Source organism: Prevotella sp. BV3P1 (assembly GCF_000479005.1).
Classification (GTDB): domain Bacteria; phylum Bacteroidota; class Bacteroidia; order Bacteroidales; family Bacteroidaceae; genus Prevotella.
This window is the reverse complement of the sequence record NZ_AWXC01000025.1, coordinates 49,151-67,951: the sequence shown is the minus strand read 5'-3', so window position 1 is coordinate 67,951 and position 18,801 is coordinate 49,151. Positions and strand designations below refer to the sequence as shown.

Below are 18,801 nucleotides of genomic sequence, written 5' to 3'. Positions count from 1 at the left end.
AGCCTTTTAGCTTTATTTTCGCAGAAAGCGTTGATACACCCAGGTTCTCACATTGTTGGGCAGGAGGAACTGTACGGTGCCACGCACCATATCATTGTATATCATTTTGGGAAGGGATATGAGTCCGTGTTGCCACATCCACTTGTTCAGGGCAAGCACATCCTTGTAATACGCCATACCACCTCTTCGTGCAAATTGGTCTCTGCCCGAACGCACATTCACCACAATGTCGGGAATGTTGCGAAACTTGCATCCAGCCTCAATCATGCGCGCCCAAAGAAAATAATCTTCTTGCTTGAAATCCTGCTGATAATTGCCGGCACGCAGCAGTTCACTTTTCTTCATGACAACCGTAACATGATTCACACCACACCGCGATTGCATAAACCGCTTGATACCCCTGTCGTCCAAAGGCAATATACGCTTGCTTACCACATGCTCGGGCGAGTCGACAAATTCGGTTATCATCCCCCCTACTACCGCCAACTCATGGTCTTCCTCAAAACATCTCATCTGCTTCTCAAAACGGTCGGGCAACGAAATGTCATCGCTGTCCATGCGGGCAAGATAATCATACTGTGCCTTTTCCACGGCAATGCGCAACGCTCCACCCAATCCTCTGTTCTTGTCCTGATAATAAGCATGCAAGTCCGCAAACCGAGTTTTCGTATTATCCACCACATCTATTAATTCTTGTGGTACAGGACCATCGGCTATCAGCACAATCTCGTCTGGCACCTGCGTTTGATGAATGATGCTGTCCAAAGCCACCTGCAAATATTCAGGGTTGTCGTTCTTATAAATCGACATGATGACAGAAAACTTCAACTTACTCATGCTCTTTTATTTTTTTAGTCCCAGCGTTCATCATTATCTACCAAAAACAAATCCTAACCGCATTGCATACAATGCCTTTGAGATATACACACAAAGGATAGCTATCATCATGGACAACAAAGGACTTATTAAATACTCCAACGCCACTAAGTTATTTTCTATCATATAATTGCCAAACATTTTAAGATTGAAAGGCATTATCAAGAAATAATGGATTACATAAATCTGCAATGTGTTCGTCCCTATCAAAGTTCCAGTCCACTTCAGCACACTTTTTACCCTTGAAGTCTTACCCTTGTATTGTTGTTCTAACCAAACAAACAAAAACAAGAAAAATAAGCACAAAGGAAAGCCAACTAAATCCGTACACAATTTTAACAATATTTCATTACCCCCCCCTATTTTATTAAGGGTTATTAACGAAATAATACTCAATATTGCAAACACAGGTATCAGTTTATTGACGTGCCAATGCTGCCATTCCTTGTTTTTCAAAATTACACCTAATGAAAAGAAAGGCCACAAAGCCCACAAATGATCGGTGGATAAGGTGGTACCCACCTCAGTACGCCTGAAATAGAAATGAAGTACCATCAGCAATACTTGCACCACGACAGCTCCGCCAATGAAAGGCTGGTGTAATTTTCGTATCACATGCAACAGCACAAAGTAAAGAGGTAATACCCACAAGAACCAATAACCCGCCTTTGCCTCATTAATCATGAAATATATGGCATTGCCACTCCCCATGGTATAAGTAAACAGCAGTCCAAACACAAAGAAAGGAATCAGCAACTTCATTTTCTTCGCCAATGAAAATTGCTGTACATTTGTTACAAGTCCACTGAGCAGCATGAACAAAGGCATGTGGAACAAACCCACAAATGTCGCTAAACTACTGGGATTGGGTTCAATATTCCAGCCATAATAACAATAAAACGGCAAGTGACCTGTTATCACTGCAAGTATGGCAAATGCCTTGAGCGCATCAATAGAAAAAATACGTGTCTTCTCCATGAGAGATTATCTATCTATTCGAGTTTCGGAAAATGTTTTTATTAAAAGGTACAACCAAAGTTTGTTTATTTAAGAATGATTTATCTTCAAAATACGCTCACAAAACAGAGTATATAATATTGGCGATATGATATATTTGAGACTCATAAATACTGAATTATCTTTACAAAGTGCCTCTCATAACTCGCATAAAAACAACCAATGGCAAAGTTGGTCGCAAATACGCGAGATATGAGCAATGTTTGTAATTTACTGTTATTGAGTATGTTAAAACAAAATCATCTCTTTTCATTCCTAATTTTATCATTTTTTTGCGGCTAAAGCATTGAGATAAGCCTGCAAGTTGCATGCTTTAATGTGGTTATTACATGTAAATAACACCTCTAATGCGTGTTTTCAAGGGCGTTAAATCAATACTTCATCTTGAAAAGACATTTATTTTGTTAAAATCAGCCCATTTTTGTGTATCGTTTGCCTATTGATTTTTTCTATTTTGAAGATTTTCAACGGCCGTTTTTTGGTAAAATTACAGGACAAAAATATTATTTTGAATGTGCTTTCGTTGGCCTTTATCACCCCATATTATAGCCATAAGCAACGTAAAAAAAATAGTTGTTAATCAGTATATATCTGAAGATATTTTTGATAAAAAACAGAAGGCGAATAATCATCCACAAAGCGCTGATGGAGATTTGAGCCTAACACGTTTGACTTTACGGCGCGTTCAATACTGTTTGCGAGTTCTTCTGCATTGGGCATGCTAAACTTAACCACCTGTTCGTCAGAAAAGCACTCTTCCACAATGGGCAATCGCGATGCTACGACTTTTGTCTGATAAACGGCAGCCTCAAGCAATGATAAGGGGAAACCTTCACTTCTACTTGGTAATGCATAAATATCATAATAAGGTAGGTATCTATATGCGTTGGGTCTGTTACCTGCAAAATAAACCCTATCAGATAATTTATAGATCTCTACCATCTTCTTAAAATTTTCTTTTTCCTTACCGTCTCCAGCTATGAAAAGTTTGTACTTTGTGGGCAACAGTCTCATCGCTTGCAACATCACATCAATTCCCTTTCGGATGAGTAGCACACAGTTCATACCAATCAAGATAGAATTTTGCCCTTTGAAATTCAACAGTTCCCTTTTCTCTTTCTCTGTCAGGTCTGCCTTCACATCAAGGTCACGCGTATTGTAAACGTATGTCAATTTTTCTCTTCTAATCCACTTGCTATAATATTGCATGGCATCTTGACTGAGAGTAACAACTTTATCGTGTTTTTTTACCGAGAGGAGAAACAACAATCCGAGCAGAAATCCTTGTATGGCACCATACAAATCTTTAAAGTCTTGGAAGGCATAACAATGCAGCGTCGCTACGCATTTTGCTTTACAGTTGCATGGTTTATGTCTCAGAACATAAAGATTTGCTTTCAATCCATGCGTATGAATGACATCCCATGCGTTGAAATCTATACCCTTCCCTTGAACCTTTCTGGTCTCACAAGGATAATCCAAGGGATGTGGTGTATCCTTAAAATAGTAAACACAGCATTGATGTCCATGCGCCGTCATCTGCTTTACCAGATCCAGCACTACATTATTGACACCGGTTTGACCAAGATGGTTAATGATATAAGAGAAGAACATAAGATATAAAAAGATAGATTTATCTGAAATGTGACATCTAATCTAATTTTTTTATGAATTTAGCAGGAACACCACCATATAATGCATTCGGAATAGATAAACTTTTATTCACAACGCTACCAGCGGCAATTACACAGTTCTTTGGTATATGTACACCACCGACAACAACACAATTTGCAGCTATCCATACTCCATCGTCAATGAGAACTGGGCCACCTGTATGAGAACGATATCTTTGCTGTGCATTTTCTGAATAATTCCTTAAATCTAAGCCTCCCGTAAGAATCTGTGTGTTTCGTGATAATGTAACATTATTACCAATGGTAATGCCTCCATGACATTGCAGGAAGACATGATCGTTAATAGAAACGTTATGCCCGATAGTTAAGTGATCTATAACTTGAATCTCGGGAAGACCATCAAGCTGAATTGACTTGCCCCAAAGTTTACGATGAAATAACAGATAAATTTTTAACTCTATTCTTTTATATAGTGGTGCCATACTCAGTTCTCCATTTATTATTGATATAATCAACATTCTTTGTGTTTTGTAAAGCTTTAGCAGGATTTCCTACCGCAACCGCACCTTCTGGTATATCCTTTGTTACAATAGCTCCAGCACCAATAGTAACATCTGCCCCAATCTTTACATCTTCAATCAAACAACAAGACGGCCCGATATAGACATTATCACCAATCATGGCTGCTTTTCCTTCGTTAGAACCAATAGTTGTAAACTGGCTTAGATTAACATTATTACCAATGATAGCCGTATGATTTATAATGATGCCTGAAGGATGTCCTAAATAAAGCCCATATCCTATTTTTGTTGAAGAAGGTATCAGTAATGAGTACTTAAACATGTAATGGCGATGTAGAATTTTTGCAATGATATAGAGCGGATTGCGTCTTTTAAGAGCAGATATTCGATGCCAAAATAAGAATGCAAAACTTGGTTCAATAAGCGTCTTACAAAACATAACGAACCAAGAGGCTTTTCTACCCATAAAGCGATAATAGTCACTTTGAACTAAAATGCGTACATCCTTATAAGAAGAAGGTATTGGTATATTTGACCCTATCTCTTTTACAAATTCATATTGCATAGTAACAATTGTGAAGTGATTTTTATGTGTTGTCTATCCCATAAAATCAGCAATACCAAATATATCTGATTTTGCACACCAATAGTAACATTGGACATTATCTTCCTATTTTCTTTTGAAACGTAATATTAAAGAAAAGAAAGGTAATTGCCAGGTAGGGATGATTGAGATCAATGTTTCATAAAGTTCTGCTCGTGGGGCAAAGACTTTGAATCTATCAAGTTTTCTTATTAAACGACGGTACATCACATAAACATTCCATTTTGCGAATAAGCGAGTTTTTGGGCTATTTATATGATATTCACTTAGCATTTTAAACATTTTGACATAACCATAAAATTCATGCAATACTTTCTCTGAATATTTTTCGTTTGACTTATATGTATTACTTCCTATTCTATCTACCAAATAATAGTACAATGGTTCTGTCGTAAACGATACCTTTCCCTGAATATTACATAAAAACAAAATTGAAAAAACCCCATCCTCGCACAGCCATTGACTTTCATCGAATCGGAGATTGTTTTCTTTAATTATAGAAGAACGATAAAGCTTTCCCCATGCAAATCCTGGCCATAAATATTTAGGATGGAAAACCCATAATATAGCCTCATTTTTTGAAATCACACCAGAAACGGTACTCTGAAGTGAAGTAATTGTATTACCATCTTGATCTCTACTCTCCCACCCACCAATTACTTGATCAATATCTTCAGTTGTCAAAGATAAGAGCGATTCTATATAACCAAAAGAAACAGTGTCGTCTGGATCAAGAAATGTCATCCATTCTCCCTGAGCTAATTCTATTCCTTTATTGCGAGCAGAACTTAACCCACCATTATCTTTATGAAATACCTTAATCCGGGATTCCATTTTTGCCCATTTATCGCATATTTCCCCTGAATTATCAGTACTACCATCATCTATAACAATTACCTCAATATTTTCATACGTCTGATTCATCATACAAGTAAAAAATGTATCTAAATAATCACTAACATTGTATGCTGGAACTATGACTGATACTATACCTTTTGTTAACATGTCAATACCATTTTTGTTATTAATTGATGCGCAAAAAATCTAAGCAACTTGAAAGAAGCAGATATATTTACTTAAAAATACCAATGTTTTTTCTTACCCAGAATAAAGAATTATAAACCCAATTGGGATTTAGCTGATCAATACCATATAATAACATACCAGGTATGAAACACTCAAAACAAATAAATTTAGGAACTTTTTTAAAAATATCTTTCATCTTTTCTTTGGAGTAAAGACAAAATCTGAAATAATTTATTCCAGTTTTAAATATTTCTCTTCTTACAGGATAGCCTTCCTTTTGCTTCCTCACTAAAATATTCACACTCTGTGAGTAAGTCAATAATGTCCCTTCAGGATTCTGAGAAAAAACACGCACTAAGTTAGATGTAATGCTCGCTTCATTATATTCACGAATATATATGGCTTTTGGTATATAAAGCGCATCATATTCCTCTGCTATATTCTGTTGCATTACCGATTCTAAGCAGAACTTCTCTCCTTCAATCTCTGGCATTGGATATTGAAGCAAGACTTCTCTTTTAACAACCTCGATGCGGTCTCCTCTCCCTTTATCCAATATTCTGTAATCAATAAAATTACTTCTTTTAGGCTCAGTATAGGGATGGGTTCCGACAATCTTTCCATTAGAATATTTGGTAAGGAAAGCCACAGAGCATAATTGATCATCGCTATCAAGAAGCTGTGTATATTGGATGACACTTTCAATAGCATCCTCAACCAAATAATCATCTGGATCTAAACGAAATATCAGCTTTCCTTCTGCTAATCTTACACCAAGATTATAAGTGCGATTAAGTCCTTCGTTCTGCTTATTTGTAAATCGAATAGGAAATTTATCTGTCTGAAAGCCATTGATTACCTCTAATGTATTATCAGTACTTCCATCATTGATTAAGACCCACTCAAAATCAAAACTGGTCTGGTTTAATAAACTCTCAAATGTTCTTTTTATCGTCTTACCTTTGTTGTAAGCAGGAGTCAAAACGGTTATGGTTGGCACATTATTCATATTTCATTACTTTCTAATTATCTGATAGAATTGTCAGCAGGTGTTCCCATTTGTCAATAATCTTGTTTAAAGAAAAGCGTTTACTCGCCTCTATTGAATGTTGCTGAACTGATAGGCGATAATCTTCATCTGAAATCAGTTGATCCATACCTCGTGCTAACAACACTGCATCTTCGGGTTCACAGGTGATACCTTCAGATTCATCTGTAATTATATCTTTCTGCCTGCCTTTATAATCAGCAGCTACACAAGCGCAACCTTGGCTCATGGCTTCTATTAAAACGAGTCCAAAGCCCTCATACCGGCTACTCAGTACGAAGATGGCTGAACTTTTATAGATTTCATCAATATTCTTTTGGAACCCAATTAATTGAAACTGATTCTCTATTTGATGCTTCTTAGCTAACCTTTGTATAAATTGCTTACTCGTATCTGTTCCCGAACCTGCAATTTTCAATGTCCAATCTGGGTGGCGATGGGCTATTTGTCCCCATGCTTCAATAAGCAAGTCGAATCCTTTTACATACCAGCTATCTAACCGCCCAGCGGCTAATATAACCTTGTCTTTTTGCGGAACCTCTACGACTGGAGCAAGTCCCAAAGGATTGGGCATTACATAAACATTCTTAAGCCTTTTACCTATAATCTTTTTATCGGCATGGGTCAACACTGTAACACACCGATAGAGCTTATTAAGATAAAACTTATGGAAATATTCAAATGAAGACATCGGTGCACTCTTTGGGTGTTCGAAAGCATCATGAACAGTACTGATGACTGGAACATTTAATCCTATTGTAGCTATACGCGCCTTTAAAGAACATGCCCACATAATGCCAATGACTACCTCAGGCTTTTCTTTCTTCCATGTATTGCGCAAATTATGAATGGAGTTCCTCCATTTTGCCAACCCAGAATATTGTTTTGTGTATAGATTGGATAAGGTTACACGTTCATCTATCGGATAAGTAACCTGATCATAAAGATCAGCCCACAATGTAACCTGATGACCTCTCTGTGCTAATCCATTAGCGAGCATAACTCCCACTCTTTCGGCTCCACCGAAACATAGGCGTGTACAAACAACTACTACTTTCATAAATTAAAAGAATCCTGCAGCCCCGTTAGTCATCATCATTGCCGCCCAATATTTACTATAAAAGAAATAACTCAAAATGACGACTAAACTTGTAAAATATATTTTTCGTTGTACTCCAGAGAAAGTCAATGCTAATGCAGACAAAATAAATATCTCAAACGTAGCAAAAATGGTAGATGTTCTCCCTGAAAGTGCAGTATAATTACAAAAGAATATCAAGAATAAGGTAGAATAAAAATATCCAGTTCTAAATATATTATAATAGGGTGTTAGACGAGTAAGTTGCTTCTCTCTAAATGTAAAAAGTAACAAAACAGCTATTTGAAAATAGATCATGGGATTGGCGAATCCTAACGCCAGCTCAACGTATCCACCCTCGGTATAAGTCTTAATTTGAAGGTCCTCACTCCAATCTGATAACAGGACAGATATTGATGGGGCAAAAATTGCTGCAAGGGGAAATGCAATTAAGATGCCCGTGACAATATGCCAATGCTTCAAATTCAACATACAAAAAAAGTAAAGTGGAATTGCCAATGAAGCAGAATGGTGGAACTGATACGCCAGTAATACCACAAGCATGTATTTCCACATTTTCTTTTCATAGATATATTTTGTTGCTATGACAATTAAAAGAATAGCCAAGGAAGAACGCATCTGGGTAAAATCTCTATTTAATAGGAAACGCGCAATATAATCACAAAAGCCGATAAGTGGCAATAAACAATATTTATCTAAACACTTATACAGTAAATACATAGAAAGTCCACCCATTACTAAAAAATAAAAGGTGGAGTTAAAGTAAATTGTTTTTATGACTGATGCCAAATAGAAGTAACCGAGTTCAGCATAAGCAAGCGACTGTGTGTCCCAGGAAAACTCATTTAAGTAAGGAGCTCCATTAAATGCAAATAAATAGGCATCCTCATCAGGCCACCCTTTCCTAAAGCCTATCAAAACAGCTATCACAACTGCTCCAATCTTAAGCACTTTGTCTTGCTTTGTATATGGTTTATTGCAAAGGCTGACACAATAAATATAAAAAATAACAAAGGTAGCTATATAAAGCATATTATTTTCGAACTAAATTATGATTAATCTGAAGTAAGAAATCAAAGAGTCTTACACAAAATTGATATCCTCCCCTACAAGAAATATAAATTAAAAGCTTTTCTATCCAATTTGACTTCGATTCTTTGACATAAGAAACATAGGCTATAAATATTTCTTTAAACATCTTTGACGAAAACAAATGTCTGCCACCGAAGAAGGCTTTGGACACAATCATATATGACTTCATAGAATAAACTTGCTGCCTAATATTTGTATCTTTCAACAATTGATTAAATAATGACCTTATTAAAATATCCTCACTTAACGAAGCTTCTGTATATTTTAAAGATAATGATTTTTTTGAATCATCACGCTGATAATGATAAAAGGCCTTTGGTAAATAGGCAACTTTTAGATTATTCAATAATAGTGAAGCGATCACATATTGATCTTCACAAAAAGATATATTCAAAGGGAAGTGGACTTTATTCCGTATATAACAGCTGTGTTTGATTAATTTATTGCAAGTTGAACCGTGCAGCTTAAAAAATATATCTTCTAAAACTACTGACGCATCTAATGCTGAGGGTTCTTGCTTGATATATTTTTGTCCTTTATATGAATTTTCATAGAAATCACAAATCACCATATCTGCATCATGCCTTTTGGCACACCTATAAAGTTCTTGTAACATCTCTGGTTCTACCCAATCATCAGGATCCACATGTATGGAATACTCACCTCTTGCACGTTCTATACCGCATTGTCGTGCGGCAGAAACACCCTTGTTGCATTGATGAACAACCTTTACCCGCCTGTCCTTGCGTACATATTCATCACAAATATATCCTGAATTATCAGTACTCCCGTCATCTATCAGGATAACCTCAAACTCGGTAAGAGTCTGACCTAACACACTATCCAAAGCCTTACATAGTGTTTTCTCTGCCTGATATATAGGAATAATAACAGAGACGAGAGGGGTTGTTAATTGATCCATTTGTCAATAAATTCAATTGAATGTGACCTATAAGTCTTCAACTTTTCAAAAACACTTTCATAGTTTGTTATTTTATGAGGAATTCCTATTTGAGGTTTTGTAAGACTGATAATTCTACTCTCTAAACCTAATTTAGTTAATAAATTATTTGTCCGACTATCTTGATCCCCATTGATACAATAGAAATCTTTCTTGAACAAAATTGAAAAAACTTGAAGATGAAAAGAACCTCCACAGACGTATTTGGCATTTTTTACTAAATTAAGAAATTCACAAGGTCCAACTGCGGGAAAATTCTTAATGTTAGCAAATTTCCGCAAATCATGAGGATAATATGCCCGTTCTGTATAAACAGGTATACTTAGTTTCTCAGCCAAATTATTTACTATAGCAAAATACTCTTTAGGCAAACCCACAGGAGTATAAAAAAATATATACTCCCCTTTTATCAAAGGTTCATCTTGTATAAGTTTTTCATACTCATGAGCTGACAGCAATAGTGTTGGATCACATACGACATCAACATCTGAAGCTATATTATTGTCCTGCAAGAATTTCCTTGCTCGTTCTTCCCTCACAGAAATTGCTTTAAAACCTTTTAGAAAGTTCCGAATTACATCAACGTTATTATTCTCTGGCGTTTGCCCAAACGAAGGTCCATAAGCCACCTTTTCGACACTGCTTGGCAAGAAACCTGCAAAATAAGCCTCACCTGAATCTGATGCATTGCTATTCCATATTTGATCACTGCCTACAACAACAATGTCATAATTAAAATGTGCCTGTTGCAACTCATCTATAGAATTATATTCAGAAGAGGAGACACGAAGATTATTTGAAAGAAATTCATCAAATAGATACCATTTTTTTGATAGCTCTTTGATAGATGATGGGTAAAGCAACAATCTCTTTAAACTAGATAATAAAGAATATTTTGAGTGAACGTCAAATGGTTTATAATAAATTTGCTTTTGAAAATGAGACCTATAATTTATAAATTCTACATCATGCCCTTTCATATGAAGGAATGTTTGCAGAGCATACGCCTGAAGCATTGAGCCATAATTAAATGACGCATGAAATGTTATGATTCCTATTTTTGACATTTGTTTTTAATAAAATTAAAAATACCTCTACAAAAACACTTTAACACGAAAACATGACTCAATCCATATGAAGAAGAATTAGTCAGCCAAAACCTTGTCTGTTTTAAGGGATTAATAGAAATACCATACACAATATCTCTTGCAATCATTTGTTGAAAATGTTCGTCTAATTCGCTCCTTAATAAACAAAGAATTTTTCTATCTTCTTCATTATCTGGAACCTTACTAAAAAAGTTCTCAAACCATTTTCGTTGTAGCGTTAGAGCCCGAACCTTTCCTGCTATGTTATCAACTTTTCTACTTATACTGTATCTATTAGTTCTATATTGAAAGCCCACCTGACGAGTATTTGCGATTCCTGCTTTTTCACCACCTTGATATGCTGATATGGCATCCGATCCCCAAGCAAACGGTAAATCATAAAAGCCACCACGTTTCCTTAAAGCGTCAGCGCGATAACAATAATTACCTATAAGCATACTTCCTCCGTGCCAACGGTTATAAATCATTTCATAGACCGTTTCACGTTCGGGACGGGTATCATAAACAACATAAGGTTGCGAATGTTCATCGATTAATTCTGTTCTGGAATAATAAACATCCAACATGGGATATTTTTCAATCAACTCAAAAAGATCACTCAGACAGTTAGGTCCTAATCGATCGTCGTCACCCATACAAATAACATATTCACCATGAGCATATTCCAAACATTTGTTCCAATTTTCAACCACATGCTCTGCCCCAAATCCTACTTCGTTTTTAAAATATCTCAGTCTCTTATCATCAAACTTGCAAAGAATGCTATCAATATCTTCTGGTGAATTATCATTAACAACTATTATCTCAAAATCATCGAACGTTTGGGCAATAATACTTTCAATACATTCCTGCAAATAAGCTGCTTTAAATGCTGGTATAGTTACGCTAAATTTCATCTATTTTTGTAAGTCTATCATTTTACTGACAAGCATAACATCTTGATTTCCAATTTTCACAAACGAAAAAGGATAACAACCTTGGTCTTTTTTGTATTGCTCTACCTTCAACTTATCACGCTTTATTGCCATTCTTAATTCATCAAATTTTACAGATTCATCAATACGTTTTGCATAGAAATCTAATTCATCCAAAGTATGCCATTGTCTGTATTTATTTGTATTTCTAACAAAGTCTTGTACAAATTCAATTGGAAGGAAAATCGCATTTTTTCTTTTAAAAGCATGTGCGATTGCTTTATTTGCCCAAAAATCAGAATTATAAGAAACATCACTCATTCCGCCAGGAGTTGAAACGACAAAACGCAGCAAATGTCTGTTAAAATTAGTCTTCTGTGTTATTATGTATTGAGTATTTGGATTCTGTAACTGCAATAATTCCTCTTGGTAATTGTTATAATTATTTCTACATATATGGATAACAAGTGCTGACAACAAGAAACAAATGCACCCAAGAGACCATGTTATATATTTTTTTATAGGATACCTTATTGTTAATTTCAGTATAAGAATCAAAGAAAATAATTCAATGCCAAAGCGAGACCTGGCACTTGTATTCTTTACTAAAACAAGAAAGACAAAAGAAACCAAGATAGCAACTACCAAAACTATATTTTCATACAAGAACTCCCTTAATAACAGTTTCTTTGAACATACTAAGATTATAAGAAAAATAATAAGTAAAGGCAGCAATCGCAAATTCACCATGCTTTGCAACGTGGTGAAGTAATCCGAAAAAACCGAGACATTCGTACCAATGGCACTAACACCTCTATTAATTGTGCCAGGGGCGAAAACAAGGAAGATGACACCCAAATAAAATCCACTAAGAAGCCATAATTTATTAGGAGTTAATTCATGCCGTAAAAAAAATATATAATAAACAAAATATCCAACTCCCAAACCTAAAACTATACATTCGTGGGTCCAACCACATACTAAACCTAAAATAAACAAACCTATGTAATCTAAACTATTTTTTCGTTTGCTTGTGAAAGAATCCATGCAAGAAACAAAAATAAGACAAAAAAAGCCAGACCACAAATAGTTGAAACTACCTGACATCCACAAGAAACATCTTTTAAAATCAGGAAAAAAAAGAAATATCAGTGAAGAAGAAAGTATAAAAAAATGAGTTTTTTGAGTGTCTGTTAGTTTTCTTTCAATAGGCGATACCAATTTTAAGAGAAAGAAAAGGAAAGCCAGAAAGATAATTGTATTCCCTATGTTGAATAATCCTTTCCCAAAAACTCCACTAAATGTCTGTAGACAGAAATGTGGAATAAATCTTCCATTTTGGATATACCAATGATTATATTGGCTTTCTAAAATATCTGCAAGATTGCCTATAGGCGTATATGAATCATAAGGTGATTGTTGAAAAATATATTTATAAGCCCAATCGTCCCCAGTTTCTGGTGTAAGGATATTGAGTAACAAGAAAATAACACCTATAATAAAGGCTATTATGTAAAATTTATTTCTCATATTCATTAACTATATAAACTGGTCGTTTTTTTGATTCAGTAAAAATTTTTCCAAGATATGCTCCAATAACACCTAAAATAATCAATTGTAGCCCAGAAAAGAAAAGTATTAGTATCACCAATGTGGGGTAGCCCTGAACAACCTCACCTAAAATGATTGTCTTCATAAAAACAAAAACAGAATATATAAAAGCAATTAGTGACACTAAGAATCCTAAATATGCTGACCATCTTAAGGGTGCTACGGTAAAAGAAGATATACCATTAAAAGCCAATTTAAGCAACTTTTTATAACTCATATGGCTATTCCCAGCAATTCTTTCTTTGGTCTCAAACTCAACATAGGTCTTCTTAAAACCTATCCATGCAAACATACCTTTTGTATACCTTTCAGATTCTCTCAATTCTTTTAACGCTTCAATACACTTACGGTCCAATAGCCTGAAGTCACCAACATTCTGTAGAATGTTATACTCAACACTCTTTTGTATTAATTTGTAAAAAAATGATGTCAGCATTTTTCGTAACAGAGGTTCATTACCTCGTGTTATGCGCTTACCATAAACATCCTGATACCCCTCTTCCCATTTCTCCAACATGGAAACAATTACTAATGGCGGATGCTGTAAATCTGCATCAATGATAACAAGACTATCTCCTGTAGCATAATCAAAACCTGCCAACATGGCATTTTCTTTACCGAAGTTTCTAGACAGACTTACATAACAAATCCTACGGTCACTCTTTCGTAAATCTTTCATTACGGTCAGAGTTGTATCAGTACTTCCATCGTCAATCATAAGTATTTCCCATTCATACTTACTGCAGACATTCATTAAATTTTCTAATGCACAATATAAATGAGGTAATGATTGTGCTTCATTATAACAAGGTATAAGAATTGTTACTTTTTTCATTTATTTTTAGTCTTAAATACGTATCTCACTAAAAGAAAATTAATGGGTATAACTATACAATATACAGGCACAGGTGCCCATGCCTTACTCATTCCACATCGAATAAATACATTAAGCAAAATCATTTGTAAAAAGTAATTCACAATATGCGCATTACTGAAACCTATGCCACGTCTAAAAGTCACCTTTTTCTTAAATGTAAAATAGGATGTTAAAAACAAATTACAAATAAAACTGATAGCATATCCAATTGTATACGAAATGTTAATATTAACCCAATGTTGAAGAATCCAATATATCCCATAATGAATAACAGTTGCTAATATGCCAACAATTCCATATCTAACAACTTCAAAAAACAACTGTCTATTGATTCTGTTTATATGCATTAATATAAATATCGTTAAATATACGAAACAGGGGTTTCTCTATAAATATGGTTCTAATTCTGTCTATTAAAGAACCTATAGAGAAAATTATAAGTACAGAAAATATCGCATGTAAAAATAAAGTATCAGAGTAATACTGCTCAGGAGTTTTAAGAAGGTCATTCCATATAAAATGTCTCATTGCATCGCCACTTGTATGAATTAAGAAAACACCAAATACAGTAGCTGCTATTTTATTAATCGATTTATTGTATCCTATGTTTATGTTCTTAAAGAAACAAAACAATAAAACAGACATCGTTACAGCGAATACTTTATTAGAATCGCTTACAAAATAATAAATATCCCATTGAATAATTTGATGTTTCTGTAATCCAAAATAAAACATTGCCAAAATACTGGCTACAACCAACAGGTAGTTTATCACTAAAATAACAACTACTTTCTTTTGATTAGTCATCCACTCCTGGGGATATAATCGTATCCAACTACCAATCAAATAAACTGTTATATACCACCCAAGATATTCGTACACATGCGTAACTAAGAAAGTAGGAATAAGTGTAAAAATTATAAGAAGAATAATCAAAAGGACAGAATGCTGCTTCTTTGTCATCTGATTAATACACATATTAATATATGGTATTAATAAATAAAGAGCTATGAAACTTCCTGTAAATCCATGCCCTATATCTCTTGGCAATATCAACACAGACTTAGATAATTCAATAAAGTTAAAGTTGGTCACACCACATAATGATAAGACCAAATAAATACCTATACTATAAAACTCTACTTCTAAAACAAGCTTCAAAAATTTAAACCACAAAAAAGACTGCCTGCACATGAAGTAGCCAGTAATCAAAATGAAACAATTGATACCACATTTACCTCCCCAACCCCATAATTCCAAAAATATTGTATTTGCAGAAATTTCATCGTATCTGAACAAATCTGTAATCCCACTGTTTACAACATAATGGTGAGATATAATCATCAACATCAAGAATATGCGAAACAATTCAATATTAGAATCTCTCTTTTTGATAGCCATAAAATATGAATGTTTTTCCCTAAATCTGAATCACCTTCTATATATTACATTTCTAAACTCTAAAACTTCATCCTTTGCCAACAGCAATGCTCCAAAAGCATAGGAAATGACTCCTATTAAAATACCAATTAACAAGTTGATGAAATTATTGTCAAATAATCTCACTGAATAGAAAACTATTCCAGCCATAAGGAACGAATTTAAGAGTATTGGTAAAAGGTCTTTCAGTTGTACTACAAAACCTACATTTATCATTTTCCCTGTATAATATGTATTAATGAAAAGACTTATCAGAGAAGAAATTACTGATGCCAAACACATTCCTATCACACCAAATGAAATTGCACAGAACAAAACCACAACAGTAATGAACCTCTTAATTATATCTATTTTTAGGAAAATATCAGTACGACCTTTTACCTGAAGAAGATTGAGATTTATCGCATGAATAGGATACCACATCATACCAAAACAGATAATCTGTAAGTAAATGATAGACTGTGACCATTTAGCTGTCAACAATACTAAAATTAAAGGCTTTGCAACAGCGGCTAACCCAACCATTAAGGGGAAAATAATAAAAGCGGTCATTTTGAGAAGTTTTCTATAATTGGCAGACAATCTCTCTTCGTCATCTTGAATCTGACTCAAGACAGGGAAAGTTACACGCTGGATAACACCTGTAAGAGTTTCAGACGGCAGCTTAGCTAAAGTTTCTGCACGAGTATAAAATCCAAGACTTGAAGCTGAAAAGAATTTACCTATTAGTATAGGATATAGATTTCTAAAGATAACATCAAGAATACCTGTTGTCAACAACTTAGATCCGAAACCAAATAAATACTTAAACGATTTATACGAAAAAACAAGAGTTGGATACCAATCTGTCATCAGCCAAAACAAAAGTGCGGATATTAAACTTGCTAATATGTGCATACCTACCAAAGCCCAAACGCCATACCCACAATACGCAAGAAATATACCAAATGCTCCAGATATCACATTAGAAATAAGACTTATTTTTGTAGTTTTCTTAAAATCAACCTTTTTATTGATAAGGGTTATCTGCACAATAACAAAAGCGTTAATTATCATACAAACTGCCTCTACGCGAAGAAGCGAAGATAATATAGGTCTATGATAGAATGATGCTATCAATGGCGCAAGAAAAAACAGAACCAAATAAAAAAATAATGAAACGACAACATTAAATATAAACGCTGTGGAACAATCGTGATGCGTCATGTCCTGCTTACGAATCAATGCATTTCCAAAACCGCTATCAATAAAAGAACGAGAAATGGCCAAAAACACATTTATCATTGCCAAAAGACCGTAATCATCTGGCGATAACAACCTTGCTAAAATAATACCAATAATAAAAGAAACTCCTAAATTAGAGAAATTATCAACAACACTCCAAAGAAGTCCTTTTATTGTCTTTTGTTTTAATTCTGAAGCCATTAATAAAACTTTGAAATGATGTGTAATTTCTTTAACACTCTAACTATAAAATGCTCTATTGAACAGGGAATCTGGTATAAACGCAAATAAGGAAAATCTGTATATAGTTTATGCAAATTTGATTTATCAAATAAAAAGCCCTTCACTATATTGTACTCAATGATTCTATTTCTTCTCCATGAACGTTTGGCGCCTTTACCCTTCAAAAAACATTGCGCAAAATAAAGCCTCACTTGCGAAAGTTTTTTATTAACTTCGCTTTTATGCGAAGTTATCAAACTTCCTGGAGTCCGTCTATAATTTCCCATAATCTCTGGAAAATATTTTATTTTACTATGAATAGACGCAGCAAGAAATAATCCATAATCGTAAAAAGGAACAGGATTGTTGATATATGTATTTGTCATTCGTACGTCTGAACGAAAACAGACCGTCAAGGTCATAATAAAGTTTCGATAAATCAGCTGATGAAAAATATCTCCACTTTTAGAGTGTTTTCTAAGAAATTCATAATAAGGCCGAACAATAGGAACACTGTTCTCATTTACATTATTGAATCCAGTATAGACTAAGTTTACTTCTGGATGACTCTCTAAATAATCTACCTGTTTTTGAAGTTTTAAGGGGTCTGTCCAATAATCATCACCTTCACAAATAGCAATATATTTAGCATCCGTACCACGAACAGCATCCAACATAATTCTGGAAAGACTTTCATCATGTTTCGAATATTGATTTTGTGTTTCATAAATAGCATGTATAATATTAGGATAACGCTGTTCATATTCCCTTAAAATTGATGCTGAGTTATCTGTTGACGCATCATCGTGTACGATAGCGACAAAACGAAAGTTTGTCTTTTGCATGATAAACCCTTCAAGACATTGCCTTATATATGGCTCATGATTAAAAACCATACACTCAATGGCAACCACTATACGATTATGTTCTTTCATCCTTATACCAACAAAAATTCAAAATTTTACATATAAGAGGTTTCAAAAGTCTTCTTTGCATTGCGCATTTCTTCAAAAACTTGGTTGGAAACACAAGGGAATGCAAATTCCTGATTTGTTTTTTCATTCATTACCATGCACGATATTATTTTATCTCCTTCAAAATAAGCAAGCACAGAATTCTCTTTCCACATCTTGTCAGGAGTACCTCCCCCAAACCCTGTACGTCCCTTTGTTTCTATATGCCGCATAAAATCTATAAACATCTGCTTACCTAAATTAAAATCTTTTAGAGAGAAAACATGCCTTGTTATTGCACCAATCTTGTGATCTGATTGATAAATCAGATATGTACTTCTATCATTATTCGTAATACTTTCTGTTATTTGATTGGAAGCCATTTTCTTTTCCACTATCCACGGCTCATCAGTGGTTTTTTGTAAAGAGAAGAAGATTTTGTTCACTTTGTTTGCATAAAAAATAAACTCCAGAAAAAGACTCATTTTTGTCTTTTAGTGACTGCACACTTTGAAATGTGTTAAGTGCTACTTTGATAATCGCTGCCAAATAGTCTATTCCTGAACTTAAATA

19 protein-coding genes are annotated in these 18,801 nt (G+C 34.4%); all 19 read right to left on the bottom strand.

Features of this window, described 5'->3' with window-relative positions; genetic code table 11:
* Window positions 1-12: 12 nt before the first annotated feature.
* On the bottom strand, window positions 13-837 hold the full coding sequence (locus HMPREF1254_RS04940; protein WP_023057543.1) for a glycosyltransferase: 825 nt from the start codon (window positions 835-837) through the stop codon (window positions 13-15).
* 33 nt (window positions 838-870) lie between these two features.
* Window positions 871-1,854, bottom strand: a complete 984-nt coding sequence (locus HMPREF1254_RS04935) for an acyltransferase family protein (protein WP_023057553.1) — start codon at window positions 1,852-1,854, stop codon at window positions 871-873.
* A gap of 615 nt (window positions 1,855-2,469) precedes the next feature.
* A complete protein-coding gene (locus HMPREF1254_RS04930) occupies window positions 2,470-3,507 on the bottom strand; it encodes a glycosyltransferase family 4 protein (RefSeq protein ID WP_023057594.1) in 1,038 nt (345 codons plus the stop codon).
* Between the two features lie 37 nt (window positions 3,508-3,544).
* Complete coding sequence (locus HMPREF1254_RS04925) at window positions 3,545-4,009, bottom strand: acyltransferase (RefSeq protein WP_051331280.1); 465 nt, start codon at window positions 4,007-4,009, stop codon at window positions 3,545-3,547.
* Entirely contained in the window at window positions 3,993-4,613 is a 621-nt protein-coding gene (locus HMPREF1254_RS04920) for a serine acetyltransferase (protein WP_023057579.1), read from the bottom strand. Before HMPREF1254_RS04920 ends, HMPREF1254_RS04925 begins: the two co-directional genes overlap by 17 nt.
* A gap of 105 nt (window positions 4,614-4,718) precedes the next feature.
* Entirely contained in the window at window positions 4,719-5,657 is a 939-nt protein-coding gene (locus HMPREF1254_RS04915) for a glycosyltransferase (RefSeq protein WP_023057533.1), read from the bottom strand.
* 67 nt (window positions 5,658-5,724) lie between these two features.
* Window positions 5,725-6,687 (bottom strand): glycosyltransferase family 2 protein, encoded by a 963-nt coding sequence (locus HMPREF1254_RS04910; RefSeq protein ID WP_023057572.1) that lies wholly within the window; start codon window positions 6,685-6,687, stop codon window positions 5,725-5,727.
* A gap of 13 nt (window positions 6,688-6,700) precedes the next feature.
* Entirely contained in the window at window positions 6,701-7,786 is a 1,086-nt protein-coding gene (locus HMPREF1254_RS04905) for a glycosyltransferase family 4 protein (RefSeq protein WP_023057598.1), read from the bottom strand.
* A 3-nt stretch (window positions 7,787-7,789) separates the two neighbouring features.
* A complete protein-coding gene (locus HMPREF1254_RS04900; protein WP_023057507.1) occupies window positions 7,790-8,857 on the bottom strand; it encodes an EpsG family protein in 1,068 nt (355 codons plus the stop codon).
* A gap of 1 nt (window position 8,858) precedes the next feature.
* Window positions 8,859-9,839, bottom strand: a complete 981-nt coding sequence (locus tag HMPREF1254_RS04895) for a glycosyltransferase family 2 protein (protein WP_023057546.1) — start codon at window positions 9,837-9,839, stop codon at window positions 8,859-8,861.
* The gene (locus HMPREF1254_RS04890; RefSeq protein WP_023057532.1) at window positions 9,827-10,945 is read right to left on the bottom strand and encodes a polysaccharide pyruvyl transferase family protein; all 1,119 of its coding nucleotides are present in this window, start codon (window positions 10,943-10,945) and stop codon (window positions 9,827-9,829) included. Before HMPREF1254_RS04890 ends, HMPREF1254_RS04895 begins: the two co-directional genes overlap by 13 nt.
* Window positions 10,933-11,883, bottom strand: a complete 951-nt coding sequence (locus HMPREF1254_RS04885) for a glycosyltransferase family 2 protein (RefSeq protein WP_023057554.1) — start codon at window positions 11,881-11,883, stop codon at window positions 10,933-10,935. Before HMPREF1254_RS04885 ends, HMPREF1254_RS04890 begins: the two co-directional genes overlap by 13 nt.
* Window positions 11,884-13,431, bottom strand: a complete 1,548-nt coding sequence (locus HMPREF1254_RS04880; protein ID WP_023057556.1) for a DUF6056 family protein — start codon at window positions 13,429-13,431, stop codon at window positions 11,884-11,886.
* The gene (locus HMPREF1254_RS04875) at window positions 13,421-14,347 is read right to left on the bottom strand and encodes a glycosyltransferase family 2 protein (protein WP_023057509.1); all 927 of its coding nucleotides are present in this window, start codon (window positions 14,345-14,347) and stop codon (window positions 13,421-13,423) included. The genes HMPREF1254_RS04880 and HMPREF1254_RS04875 overlap by 11 nt, the downstream gene beginning before the upstream one ends.
* Entirely contained in the window at window positions 14,344-14,736 is a 393-nt protein-coding gene (locus HMPREF1254_RS04870) for a GtrA family protein (protein WP_036879324.1), read from the bottom strand. Before HMPREF1254_RS04870 ends, HMPREF1254_RS04875 begins: the two co-directional genes overlap by 4 nt.
* Window positions 14,714-15,790 carry an acyltransferase family protein gene (locus tag HMPREF1254_RS04865; RefSeq protein ID WP_023057544.1) on the bottom strand — a complete coding sequence of 359 codons (1,077 nt, stop codon included), beginning with the start codon at window positions 15,788-15,790 and terminating at the stop codon, window positions 14,714-14,716. Before HMPREF1254_RS04865 ends, HMPREF1254_RS04870 begins: the two co-directional genes overlap by 23 nt.
* A 30-nt stretch (window positions 15,791-15,820) precedes the next feature.
* The gene (locus tag HMPREF1254_RS04860; protein WP_023057536.1) at window positions 15,821-17,254 is read right to left on the bottom strand and encodes a lipopolysaccharide biosynthesis protein; all 1,434 of its coding nucleotides are present in this window, start codon (window positions 17,252-17,254) and stop codon (window positions 15,821-15,823) included.
* Window positions 17,254-18,210 (bottom strand): glycosyltransferase, encoded by a 957-nt coding sequence (locus HMPREF1254_RS04855; protein WP_023057517.1) that lies wholly within the window; start codon window positions 18,208-18,210, stop codon window positions 17,254-17,256. The genes HMPREF1254_RS04860 and HMPREF1254_RS04855 overlap by 1 nt, the downstream gene beginning before the upstream one ends.
* A 26-nt stretch (window positions 18,211-18,236) precedes the next feature.
* Window positions 18,237-18,674, bottom strand: a complete 438-nt coding sequence (locus HMPREF1254_RS11450) for a hypothetical protein (protein ID WP_156099566.1) — start codon at window positions 18,672-18,674, stop codon at window positions 18,237-18,239.
* Window positions 18,675-18,801 lie beyond the last annotated feature (127 nt).